This is a genomic window from Pseudoalteromonas sp. SANK 73390, from assembly GCF_054966645.1.
Map to the genome: position 1 here is coordinate 22,734 of NZ_ARPN01000076.1, position 11,470 is coordinate 34,203.

10 protein-coding genes and 2 pseudogenes are annotated in these 11,470 nt (G+C 39.2%); 4 read left to right on the plus strand and 8 right to left on the minus strand.

Features of this window, described 5'->3' with window-relative positions; translation table 11 throughout:
* Nucleotides 1-329 precede the first annotated feature (329 nt).
* Together SANK73390_RS10120 and SANK73390_RS10125 are read right to left on the minus strand one after the other, a co-directional pair.
* On the minus strand, nucleotides 330-641 hold the full coding sequence (locus SANK73390_RS10120) for a hypothetical protein (protein WP_462765939.1): 312 nt from the start codon (nucleotides 639-641) through the stop codon (nucleotides 330-332).
* Nucleotides 642-958: 317 nt separating this feature from the next.
* Complete coding sequence (locus tag SANK73390_RS10125; RefSeq protein ID WP_462765940.1) at nucleotides 959-1,567, minus strand: glutathione S-transferase family protein; 609 nt, start codon at nucleotides 1,565-1,567, stop codon at nucleotides 959-961.
* A gap of 105 nt (nucleotides 1,568-1,672) precedes the next feature.
* Here SANK73390_RS10125 and SANK73390_RS10130 point away from each other — a divergent pair, with 105 nt between their 5' ends.
* Nucleotides 1,673-2,590 (plus strand): LysR family transcriptional regulator, encoded by a 918-nt coding sequence (locus SANK73390_RS10130; protein ID WP_462765941.1) that lies wholly within the window; start codon nucleotides 1,673-1,675, stop codon nucleotides 2,588-2,590.
* Between the two features lie 118 nt (nucleotides 2,591-2,708).
* On the opposite strand, the pseudogene SANK73390_RS10135 reads toward SANK73390_RS10130, so the two are convergent.
* From SANK73390_RS10135 to SANK73390_RS10145, 3 genes and pseudogenes are all read right to left on the minus strand, one after another.
* A pseudogene (locus tag SANK73390_RS10135) lies at nucleotides 2,709-2,831 on the minus strand (hypothetical protein); the annotation flags it as partial.
* Nucleotides 2,832-2,849: 18 nt separating this feature from the next.
* Nucleotides 2,850-3,026: a hypothetical protein gene (locus SANK73390_RS10140; RefSeq protein WP_462765942.1), complete on the minus strand. Its 177-nt coding sequence runs from the start codon at nucleotides 3,024-3,026 to the stop codon at nucleotides 2,850-2,852.
* A 53-nt stretch (nucleotides 3,027-3,079) separates the two neighbouring features.
* Nucleotides 3,080-3,994, minus strand: coding sequence for a trypsin-like peptidase domain-containing protein (locus SANK73390_RS10145; protein WP_462765943.1), 915 nt, complete (start codon nucleotides 3,992-3,994; stop codon nucleotides 3,080-3,082).
* 785 nt (nucleotides 3,995-4,779) lie between these two features.
* Here SANK73390_RS10145 and SANK73390_RS10150 point away from each other — a divergent pair.
* Nucleotides 4,780-6,465: an SUMF1/EgtB/PvdO family nonheme iron enzyme gene (locus tag SANK73390_RS10150; protein ID WP_462765944.1), complete on the plus strand. Its 1,686-nt coding sequence runs from the start codon at nucleotides 4,780-4,782 to the stop codon at nucleotides 6,463-6,465.
* A gap of 20 nt (nucleotides 6,466-6,485) precedes the next feature.
* On the opposite strand, the gene SANK73390_RS10155 is transcribed toward SANK73390_RS10150, so the two are convergent.
* Nucleotides 6,486-8,369 (minus strand): winged helix-turn-helix domain-containing protein, encoded by a 1,884-nt coding sequence (locus SANK73390_RS10155; protein WP_462765945.1) that lies wholly within the window; start codon nucleotides 8,367-8,369, stop codon nucleotides 6,486-6,488.
* A 432-nt stretch (nucleotides 8,370-8,801) separates the two neighbouring features.
* The gene (locus SANK73390_RS10160) at nucleotides 8,802-9,092 is read right to left on the minus strand and encodes a helix-turn-helix domain-containing protein (protein WP_261593355.1); all 291 of its coding nucleotides are present in this window, start codon (nucleotides 9,090-9,092) and stop codon (nucleotides 8,802-8,804) included.
* A 224-nt stretch (nucleotides 9,093-9,316) separates the two neighbouring features.
* On the opposite strand from SANK73390_RS10160, the gene SANK73390_RS10165 reads away from it, so the two are divergent.
* Nucleotides 9,317-9,763, plus strand: a complete 447-nt coding sequence (locus SANK73390_RS10165) for a helix-turn-helix domain-containing protein (RefSeq protein ID WP_462765946.1) — start codon at nucleotides 9,317-9,319, stop codon at nucleotides 9,761-9,763.
* Nucleotides 9,764-9,922: 159 nt separating this feature from the next.
* On the opposite strand, the gene SANK73390_RS10170 is transcribed toward SANK73390_RS10165, so the two are convergent.
* Nucleotides 9,923-11,044, minus strand: a complete 1,122-nt coding sequence (locus tag SANK73390_RS10170; RefSeq protein WP_462765947.1) for an ISAs1 family transposase — start codon at nucleotides 11,042-11,044, stop codon at nucleotides 9,923-9,925.
* Between the two features lie 75 nt (nucleotides 11,045-11,119).
* Here SANK73390_RS10170 and SANK73390_RS10175 point away from each other — a divergent pair.
* Nucleotides 11,120-11,272, plus strand: a pseudogene (locus SANK73390_RS10175) (HAAAP family serine/threonine permease); the annotation flags it as partial.
* Between the last annotated feature and the right edge of the window lie 198 nt (nucleotides 11,273-11,470).

Consider the following 11,470-nt stretch of genomic DNA (forward strand, 5'->3'; position numbering starts at 1 on the left):
ACTTTATGCTCTTGAGCATATAATCTACATCCTTGCGTAAATAGAAAGTTAACGCACTCTATATTACGTCTGATCTCCTTTCAACCAAATGCTAGCTATTTTTCGTAATTATTTGCCCCGAAAATAAAAATATGAATCTTAACCTTATAAGATTCATATGGTTAAACACTAATCCAACTGGCTTTCAAATCCCCCCAGCTCCACCACTTTAAAGTGTTATAAAAAAAGCCTGTTAGAGAGTAATCTTTAACAGGCTTTTTTGTGTCTATTTTTCAATATACAAGTAAGTTATGAAGCAATGAATCTGACCCCTTTTTTACTTCTTGTTTTTAAATTGTACTTTTTAGGTTCTCGTGTAGCTTGTTTAACATATCTACAACTGACTCAAAATCATCATCAACAGATATAGACGGGTTATATATACCTTGCTCTTGTTGCTCTGAAATAACCGTTTGTATTCTTGGTTGTAGTTTTTCCAATGCTGATATTGTTTTTGATATTTCTTTTAACTGTTCCATTAAATCAATTTTAGCTTCGTCTTGAGGAGCAAATTCGACGGGTTTTTGAAATACCACCACTTCGCTATTATTGAAATCATTAGAGCGATTAATAAAGTTTAATTTAATATCTTCTTCATCCATTTCAATTACCTATCTTGATTTTATAAAAGTGCAGCCAATTGTTTATCATCTGGTAATATTTCAAGTTTTTTCACCAGCTCCCCCCCCCCCGACTTCAAAGTAAGTTTAAACTTACTTTTTCTTCTTACAGCTAACGTTCATATGAAGCGACTACGCAAGCCGTATTGTCACCATTAAGCAATATGATTTTAACTGGGTACCTTGCATCCATTTAAACTACCCGTATCGCAACTTATTTTAAAGCTAAGATCCTGTTTTTCTGTCACCCTGACTTTTATCAGGGTGACATTCAACAATATTATTTAATACAATTGCAATCAAAGTGCCTGTAATGAGTTTGACTGCGGACTGGCCACTTTTAATTTTACTTTAAAATCTGCAAATGTTGGGTAGCGTTCAAGCAAGTCAAAACTTAACATTTTGCTCCAGCCAAGTATCACTGCAAAATAGTAGTCCGCCAATGAGGGCTGTTCACCAGTCAAGAATGTACTTCCAAGCAATCGCGATTCAACTAGTTCCAGTTGTTTTATGATTAATTCTTCGGCATTGGCTTTAACAATATCTGAATCATTTGATATGCGCTCAGAGTGTATAACCTTATCAAAGTTTCCGTGTAAGCTTGCCGAGATCAAATCAAACCACTTTAATGCTTCCATCCCTTCTTCTGATGCTAAATCTGGCATTAAATTAGCTTCAGGAAACTTCTGTGATAAATGAATAAGTATGGCTGCGCTTTGTGTCATTACCCTACCCCCTTCGACTAACACCGGCACTTTACCTGACGGATTTAAAGCCAAAAATTCAGGCGTTCTTTGCTCAGCGTTTAATAAATCTACGATACAAACTTGATGCTCAACATCAATCAGCTCTAGTACAATCTTGACTACATTTGAGCAGCTAATTGGAAAATGATATAGGGTGTACATAATGTTCTGTCCTTTAAAAGTAATTTATAACTGCAGTAACTGTACGATATGTATAACAAAAATAAATTAGTGATGTTTGCAGTTTAGGTGTGCAATAATGCACACATGAACATGGAAGACGATTATCAATACATTTTAGCGTTAAGCGACACGGGCAGCTTATCGGCTGCTGCACGCCGCTTAAACGTCAACCACACTACGGTTGCGCGGCGTATTCACGCATTTGAAGAACGATTCAAGGTTAAGCTGTTTGAGCGCATTCCAAAAGGGTATCAGTTAACAGCCGCTGGCATGAGTGTTTTACCCGATATCAACTTGTTAAAAGAGCAACAGCTTAATATTGAGCGCAAACTAGCAGGTCGAGATAAACAACTTAGTGGCGAGGTCAACTTGGCGCTAACACCTGAGTTGGCTAATAATTTTGTGGTGCCCGCATTAAACAAATTTAACCTTCAATACCCGAATATCCAAGTTAACTTGCTCATGGGTTCTCAGCACAAAGACTTATATGCCCGAGAGGCTGATATTGCGCTCAGGTTTACACCAGCCCCCACTCAAGGTGATTTAGTTGGGCAAATGCTATTCCCTTCGCATTGGGGGGTTTATGCCAGTGCGACATATTTACAGCAGTTACCCCAAGAGCACAGGCTACTATTATGGCAATTAGAATTTGACCCCCACTGGCATTCAATCTATTTTCCATCATCCAAGGTGGTTGCAAAGTTTGATCAACTAGGCCCACTTTTTACTGCCGTAAGAAGTGGTCTGGGTTTAGCAAAATTACCTTGTGGCTTGGTTGATAACGATAACTCGGCCCCCCTTTATCGATTAGACGTTCCACTCAAGCCTTCTACTTGGAACCTATGGCTGCTTTATCATTCAGATCTAAAATCAGCAGCTAAAGTATCAGCCGTTAAAGTTTTTTTAATAGAGCATTTAAAAGGTTATGCAGACGTATTCTCTGGCCAGCGATCACATTATTGGCACAGTCCTATTAATCACGAATTGCGCAGTTTTTATTAAAAGTCAATCAATTTCAACAAGATCATAACGTGCGTTGGGATGATAAATTTGGCAACCTTTGCTCTCAAACGATACATAATAATGCGATTAACTCTTGCTGAATTTTATCTGCTAACAACTATTCGATTTGTTGCCGCTCAGGGTCTATATCTGTCATCTTTTGGTCGTCAATCGTTAACACAGCCAGCGCTGTTGCCACCACATGTTTGCACGTAAGCTGTTTTTGTGCAGCAGAGCAAGTACAGCTCCACCACTGTAATCAAGCAAAGTGGCACTCTACACGATACTGACAGCTACCCTGTACCTGTGCATTTAAAACGTTGTGTGATGTAGTTAAATTTAAAACAACATTAGCTTGGAGCAAGGATTGACCTTTAGCAATGGTCGTATCGCCACATTGTAGGGCAATTTCTTTTTCATCAAATAGGTACTTCATTAAAAACTATCAATTAAACTGTTAAAGTAACTATTACACAATATAAATCAACTTTATAGACCCTTAGTCAAGTCATTATTCTTTGCTAATTCAAGAACTCTGTTAGCAGGAATGCCAAAAGCAAGCACTTTGCTATTATTAGACCAATACTTTCTATTTAACGCCTCTTTTACCGACTCATAACGCTGCGGCTGAGCTAGGTCATTAAAGCTTGCAACCATTGATGATATTCCTGTAACACAGCTGTTCTTTACATCATACATAGCACCTCCTGAGAACCCACCCTGCATGTTTCGATGTAATAGTACAAAGTTTATAGGCTCATCCAGCATGCCGTTTGGTTCGGTGCCATTTTTTGCCGCCTTTTTGTTAAATCGTTCGGTCATTCTTGGCCGATCTGAAATACCCGAAATTGTACCAGACGCAACGGTTAAGCTAGCGGAGCTTGATAACTTAGTCATTATCACTTTATCACCCAGCTGTTGACTATCACACCACTTAGGTACACTACTTTCGGGCAGCCCGGGCTGGCTCAATTTAATATATGCCACATCCTTATCTGGCAAGCGCATCACTAATTGTGCAGTCAAAGGCTTCGACAATTTACCCAATGCACCTATCTGTACATTAACTTGTTGCCCAACAGCTAAGTTTTGCACCACATGATCTGCCGTTGCAATTAAACGCTCCGTTATAGGCACGCCCATACCACTTACTTTTGTTGAGTTATTTAGTTGATAGCTAATCCTTACTTGATGCGAGGTGACTTTTTGCTCTTTGTAACCATGTAATACATTTGAGTTATTTAGATATGCAATAGCCAGTTCCTTACCCTGATATATTCTGCTGCTACCGCAAGAAGACAGCACAATCACCATACTCAATACAAACCATTGAATGGCATTTTTTTGCAAAAATGCTGAATTAAAGTTCAGCAATGCTGCTACTTTTTGTGCTGCATAGGTCATTTTTTCATTCCATGTTAACCAGAATAATATTATTAACAGTGACCCAATATCCATCACTGCCTTAGATGCCTTTAAATATGACACAGAATACAAAAAATTAACATAGCTAATTACACAAAACAGGTCCATTTGTGTTTTTTTTGTTAAATAAGCATAAAATATAAACAAACTTTCATCATGCAAGAGTATGTTTTCACCTCGTTCTTTTTATAAATAACTCAGGTTATTTACCTAAATATCAGGGCAAGACAGCAAATATATTTTGAGTAGCATTAAGTAAATTTGATTCATCTTGTATGCTATGATTTTGTACACTCTTTTTGAGCACGTTTCAGTTTATTGAAGCCCTCAACACACACTTCAGCAATCTCAAAAACAATACTTTACTTATGACCTGATGTTTGTCTCTGTGTGCTGTAATAGCTTGCAGCTCTAAAACAACTGGCATTAACTATGTTGAGGCGGGATCTGTTTAAATTCAGTGTTCCCAAGAAACAGAAAAGGCATGGATAAAAACGCAGCACTTGGAAGAGCGACTCACTGCTGACTTGAAAAGTAAGTAAAAAGCATTCATACGGTTGTCCTGACGTTAGTATGATATTCCTGTTATCTTTCCTCACAACTTACCAATCACTATTATTAAAAGCACGACTTAAATTTAAGCAAATAAATCAACAACTTATGCATATTAAAAAACTATTCCTAAATATTTATAGGTTTTTTATAAGACTGAAATAGTAGCCTAGTTGCATGGTGACAGCGTCAATCAAACAAGAGGAATAACCATGCAATACCATAATTTGCTTTTCCCGCTGTCCACACTATCACTGCTAAGCAGTGTAATACTAAGCCACACTAATGCAGTCGCTGGTCAAAAAATAACTGCCGCATACATAGAGCCCCCTATGATTGCTATTCCTACTGGAGATTTTTACATGGGCAGTGACCGTGGCCAAGATAACGAAAAACCAGCACATAAAGTCTCAATGCCCGCTTTTCAAATGGCTAAATATGAAGTCACTATCGCCGAGTTTAGAAAGTTTATTGAAGCCACCCACTATCAAGCGCCACAAGACTGTACACATCGTATCGGCGATAAGTGGTTTGGCAGCGGTAAAAGTGACGGTAGCTGGGATAACAACATTTACGCACATAGCGAATTCCACCCTGTTGTTTGTATCACCAGAAAAGACGCTATTGCTTATGCAAAATGGTTATCACAACAGTCGGGAAAACAATATCGTTTACCCACTGAAGCTGAATGGGAGTATGCACTAAGAGGAGGAACCTATACCCGCTATTTTTATGGCGACGAACCCCTCAGTGGCAAGTCATGCGAGTATGCTAATTTATCAGACGTATATGCGTTACATGAGTCACCCAAACAATATGATGCTTCTTACAAAAGTGGTTACACCATAGAACCTTGTAATGATCATGAACTTACTACATCCGTAGTAGGGCTATATAAAGCCAACCCCTTTGGTATACACGATATGATAGGTAATGTAGTTGAGCGCTTGGCTGATTGCTATCAAAACAGTTACCACAATGCGCCTACTGATGGCAGTGCTGTTACCAAAGAACAATGTGATACCTATGTAGCAAGAGGGGGGAGTTGGCATTGGGAAGCACACAGAAGCAGCCAACGCATGCCAATTGGCGATAACTTTGTGGCCGCGCTGGAAGGCTTTCGTTTGGTACAAGATACACAAGGACAAGCGTTGCCTAATCAACAAGGTAATCAAACTTTTGTTAAGCTACTTACCCATGCTCAGGAACACGCCAAAAAAGATTGGCGTAAAACAAATATTCAATACCCCACCACACCTAAAGGGCTAGAAGTTGTTTCATCATCTCATGAAGCTGTTACCCTGCAATGGCAATACCCCATTACAAACCAAAAAGTTAGCTTCAACGTATATAGGCAAGATCCAATAACGCTCACACAACAACATATCGCTAGCAATCTTAAACAACCGACTTTCACAGACCCCAAGCCGCTTGAACGTAACATGCGCTACGCAGTTTCTGCGATATTAAGTAATACTGAAAGCATAGCGAGCGACTTCGTTGATAGCGGCATAAGCACAATACATCAGTTACCGGCAAAAATCGAAGGTGAAGCTTTTTCATCTGCACCCAATATAAAAGTAAGTTTAAGCGGCTGGGAAGAAAAAGACGATCGAGTGTTTGCAGCGCTTAGCAAACACAGCGCACATTATACCGTTAAAGTGCCCACATCGAAAATGTATAAGCTTCAAGCACGCGTATTTCATCCTGGTAGCACACAACACCTTGAATTTTGGTTAGGTGACAAACTATTAACAAAGGCCGAGCTCACAGGGGAGCGTAGTTGGCAAACCATAGACAACATATTGATTGACTTACCTAAAGGACAACATCAATTGTCAGTCAAGGGTCAGGCACCTCTGATGGCACTTAATTGGTTTATCATAAGTACACTTTAACCTGTTGCCACACATAAAATTTAAGGCGATTCTGGGTAGGGGTTAACTATAATTCCTACCTTTTCTAAACGCAGCTGATGCTTCGCCACCCACCAAGAAGAAGCGGTATTATTAATAAACCGCTTACACAACATTACCAAAGCTGGGTTCTCATCATTTTTGTTTAATTCTAGCAACATCAAAGCCATATCAAGTCCAATCCAATCTATGCCTTGAGTACGAGCCAAATTAAATGCATTTTCAGCATGTTGAATAGCCAATTCAATTTGCCGATTTGCCACATATATCTGCGCCAATAAAAATGATTGACGAGCTGGCTCCCCGACTTTATTCGCAATGCTTTTCGCTAACGTCCAATCTTTATCCTCAATGGCATAATGAATTCGTTGCTCGCTAACACTGGTGAAAACCCAAAAATTACTAGGGGTGACTGGACGACTTAATACACGGTTATAATATGTAATTTTATCGGCTTTTTGCTCAGCAAATAATGCCCAGTGGTAGTCAGTTAACATTTTATGAGATGCATCTAACTGGTAATCATTAATCAGTGTTTCAGCCTGTCTTAAATACTCGTATTTTTCTTTATTTAACTTAAGCTTAGACGCTCTAATTGACAACAAAGTATAGGCACGTACCTCTTGCGTTGGCCGATTTGCTATACGAGCTTGACTTGCTGATCGAAACAAATAGTTTTGTATCTGTGCAAAGTCTTTTTCAATTGCTATCACTTCAGCTTGAGATTTACTCACCTCGCTTTGCATCGCTAGCAAACCTATTTGGTCCAACTGTTGCTGTGCCTGCTCTAGCTGCTGTAAAGCTAACCCATGTTGCTCTAATTTAAATAGTAATTCACCCTTAAGCCAATATGCATAAGCGATATAAGTTGGTTGAGAGAGGCGTTGAGCAAGCGCTTTAAGGTTAGCCACTTGCGCGTCAGCTGCATCATAATCTCCCTGCTCTATTTGCCTTGTAATTAATTGCTGTAACACCGCTAAATTATTAGGGAACTGACTGGCAAGCAACGCAAGCTCGGCACTTGCTGCAGCCTCAGAAGCAAGATTTAAATAGTTGGAAGCTTGTAGTGGTTGTAACGCCTGATATACCTGTTGCCAAAGTGCGGGCAAGGAACTTGCCTGCACATACCCTCGCCATTGGCGACTTTGACCTTGTGCCAAATATTCTAATACGATCTGTGGCGACTGCTGGGCGTTTGTCTGATAATCATAAATCAACCCAGAAAATAACACCTCGGCTTCGCCTTTTAGCCACTTTTTATATACGACATAAGGCGATGCAAAAAACTGCCAAACACCAATTAATGGCCTGTTCGCCTCTAGATAGGCCTTATTTACAGGTAAAATATGCTGCGCTAAGTTTGTGTTCAAAGCATCAAGCTCTTGCTTTGGCATAGTATCACTGCGACTTGAAAAGGGCACCGAACGCCAATTGACAAACGACTGAACCGTACTCGGTATCTGTTGCTTATCTATCAATGCATCATTAAACCAAATACCACTAACCACAAGTGCTAAACATGCAACTAGCGAGTATAAGATACGCCTGAAAAGTGTATGTTTTTTATTGCTACCGTTGGGTGCTTTATTACTTGGTTCAACACTGGTCAATAACTGCCATTGATAACCGCGCTTGGGGAAAGTTTTAATCGCACCTTCACCCAAAATAGCGCGCAGTTGGCTAATAGTTTGAAACACCACTTGCTCGGTCATTATTTTACGAGGCCAAACATGATTAAAAATGTCATCTTTACTGAGTAATTTAGAAGGGTTATCTAAAAATAAAGCCAAGAGTTTTGCTTGGTTAGCACTGAGCACAACAACTTGGTTATCTTGATATAAAATCTGATGTTGCGTATCAAAGCAAAAATTTGAGAAATAAAGCATTTAAAATACAATTAAAGCAAAAGAGTAAACAGTTTAGCCTGTTAAGTCATGGTTTAAAACCACACTGTCACTCTAAGGCTCGCTATCGCTTGCTGTCTTTGCATAGACAGCGCACCTTTGGTTTGATTTAACTTTGAGAGAGATATTTTCAAGGCTAGATGACTTAAACGGGCAAAACCTAAACTGTAATCAATACGTTTAATAAGCAAATTGTCGCTATCGTTCAGTCATTAAGGGTTTTTAGGGCATAAAGCACTCTGCTTACAATCACTTAATACACGTTCACTGATTAAAAAGGTGAAACAAACTACACACTGCTATTGAAGCCTATTTCACCAGCGGAATGCAGTTAATTAACTGCTATGGGAACGAGAACTTGGCAATACGCTCCGCTATATCTGAAGCAGAACGTTAATTTATATATTTTAGGCGCTACGCAGACTGTCTTTGCTCTATAGATTCGGACTGTTCAATAAACGAAAGAAAGTTAGGCTGGCCAAACAGCATCATGATATCTAATAGCTGGCATGCTGTGAGTTCAGTTTTCCCCGACTCCCAATTAGAAATAGTTGCCTGATCAACCGGAGTGACCAAACTCTTACCCAATTGGGCTTGCGTTAGTTTCATCTCCCGTCGCAACTTGCGGATTGTAGCGGGTATATATTGCCTTGCAGCCATTGTTTGCGCTTTGCGCATGCTTTCATTTCTTCGTATCGTATTCATTACATATCCGTATCTGGTAATGGTTAGCGTTTTTATCGCTGAAAATGCGCTTGCCTAGATGGCAAAAATTAAAACGCTTCACGGCCCTATCTCAGTGAAAATGCGAAAATAAATACCTAATTCATCGCGTTCACAACCCCTTAAATACCACAAATAGACAAGTCGAATTAATTCATGTAGCCTATCTGGGTCAACTGGTAAAATAATTGATCGGATTGGGTCATATGTCAAATACTTTTGCAACAAGATTAAAACAATTACGGATCTCGGTGGATGAATCGCAAATTAACTTTGCGGAAATGTTAGAAATACCGGTACCATCTTATCGTAAGTATGAAAAAGGCGAGCGTGAGCCCACACTTTCGGTTATCAGTAAGTTTTTTGAACATCCTAAAACAAAAGCATATGCACACTGGTTAATAACGGGTGATAATCACCCCAATGCGACCACAAGTACCCTAAGCGGTGAAGGTCAATATACACCTCAATTATCAGAAGAAGAGTTTGAACAGCAGTTTGTTAGTAAGGCAAAGGAAACCCTTTTGTTCCTATGTCACTTAGGCTGGTTTAAATCAACTAAGACAGCTAATTTTGACACCAGCGGCCAATTATTGCTAAGAGATTTAAAACCCATGTTAACCAATTCGTTTAAGAAAGAGAAAAGTGCTTAATTAAAATAAACGTTAATAGTTTTATATAATAAAAAAATTCAATTATAAATATCTCCCAAACCAAATAAGTCGCTGGCAAGGTTTGAATATAGGGACTTACGTCCCTTAAAAATCAATGTGTGCTTAGCTCAAAACCCAGGGTAAGAGCATGAAAAAACATTATAAACTCAAGACCTTTTCAAGGTAATCTGTACTACGCATCGCTTTCTTTTGCTTTGCGGGCATACCTTTCTTAAAGCTCGTTTCAGCTTTTAGGTGATTAAAAGCGATATACCTAAGTCCTGCGAACACTGACGCTGCTCCTTCTTCACGCCTAATTCGGCAATCGTCTTCTCTAAAACCTACATCTAAGCGCCAGTGTAATCCATTTTCAATTTGCCAGTGTTGACGCGCTGATACCGCCAGTTCTTCTGCTGTTAAATGTGCTGAACTTATGTAATAGCGATAACTTAACTCATTGCTTATTTTGCCTTTTCCTTTTCTATAAGACACTATTACAACAATCGTTTTTGCGTTTTTCCAATGAACCATTTCTGATAATTGTTTTAAATCATGGCTCACTGAACAACACCGGAATTCTTCTCTATTTCTTTGGTAGTCGGCTTCATTAAACAGCACACCATCTTTTGCTTGTTCGGTTAGCTTTGGTAATAGAGCACTTTCAATTTGCTTAAGTAACGCTTTTTGATTTGCCTTAACTGCAAGTAGATAATCGGCTTCTTTATCAATGATTTCTTGCGCTATCGACTCTTGACACCCCATGGCATCAATCGTAACTAAACAGCCTTTTATTTCTAAAAGTCTCAAAAGCTCTGGTAACGCATTTATTTCATTAGACTTTTTATCAACTGGGGCTTGTCCCAAGACGACGCCGTTTTCACACGCTAAAGCACTCACCATAAATAGTGCATCACGCCTATCAGCTTGAGTAAATGAGCCTTTTAATCGTTTCCCATCTAAGGCAATTACTTCGCCATGAGTAAGCTTACAACACGTTTTCATCCAAGATGAAAATGAATCTTGAAATTGTGTTATGTCTATACGGCTAATGACTCTAGCAATCGTATCGTGACGAGGAATGCCATTTTTAAACGGTACAAACTTTCTAAGCCAATCGAGTCGATCATGTCCAAAGTCTTCTATATCTTCCCAACCTTGGCATCCTGAAATAACAGCACTCACAGTTAAGAATATGATATCAAAGAACTTGTGAACGACTTTATCTTGTTGGCGAGGGTCATCAATTGATTCAAAATATTCTAGAAAAAGAGGATCAGACATAAAAGTAACAACCTAAAAAGACATATAAGATCATACTTTTAAGTCAAGGTAAAGTTCGTGATCTTGCTCTGAGGTATGAGTCACTCTCCTGATATTTCCTCAGCAAATATGCCTACTGCAAATATAAGTAACTGGGCTAAACATGATACGCATTGGATACTGAGCTTATTCGGTATGGCAGTTGATGCTGGCATTTTGTTTTTGCCTATTAATATTGGCATTGGGGGGATTACTTTATCTTATGCCACATTGGCAAATACCAGTTGTCGACTCTCCCAGTTCAGGCGAACTTGCGTCGCATAGTTACTCCATGTAAGCCAGATGATAACGTAGAAAAAATGCCCGAATGGCGCTGCCCAAAGACTTCAACCAAAGGATTCCACTACTTTGTCATTCGCAACTGACATAGACTATTATGCAGCATTG

What these genes read in the sequence shown, in the direction of transcription:
- SANK73390_RS10120 (WP_462765939.1), bottom strand. Translation starts at nt 641, where the DNA reads ATGGATGAAGAAGATATTAAATTAAACTTTATTAATCGCTCTAATGAT.
- SANK73390_RS10125 (WP_462765940.1), bottom strand. Translation starts at nt 1,567, where the DNA reads ATGTACACCCTATATCATTTTCCAATTAGCTGCTCAAATGTAGTCAAG.
- SANK73390_RS10130 (WP_462765941.1), top strand. Translation starts at nt 1,673, where the DNA reads ATGAACATGGAAGACGATTATCAATACATTTTAGCGTTAAGCGACACG.
- SANK73390_RS10140 (WP_462765942.1), bottom strand. Translation starts at nt 3,026, where the DNA reads ATGAAGTACCTATTTGATGAAAAAGAAATTGCCCTACAATGTGGCGAT.
- SANK73390_RS10145 (WP_462765943.1), bottom strand. Translation starts at nt 3,994, where the DNA reads ATGACCTATGCAGCACAAAAAGTAGCAGCATTGCTGAACTTTAATTCA.
- SANK73390_RS10150 (WP_462765944.1), top strand. Translation starts at nt 4,780, where the DNA reads ATGCAATACCATAATTTGCTTTTCCCGCTGTCCACACTATCACTGCTA.
- SANK73390_RS10155 (WP_462765945.1), bottom strand. Translation starts at nt 8,369, where the DNA reads ATGCTTTATTTCTCAAATTTTTGCTTTGATACGCAACATCAGATTTTA.
- SANK73390_RS10160 (WP_261593355.1), bottom strand. Translation starts at nt 9,092, where the DNA reads ATGAATACGATACGAAGAAATGAAAGCATGCGCAAAGCGCAAACAATG.
- SANK73390_RS10165 (WP_462765946.1), top strand. Translation starts at nt 9,317, where the DNA reads ATGTCAAATACTTTTGCAACAAGATTAAAACAATTACGGATCTCGGTG.
- SANK73390_RS10170 (WP_462765947.1), bottom strand. Translation starts at nt 11,044, where the DNA reads ATGTCTGATCCTCTTTTTCTAGAATATTTTGAATCAATTGATGACCCT.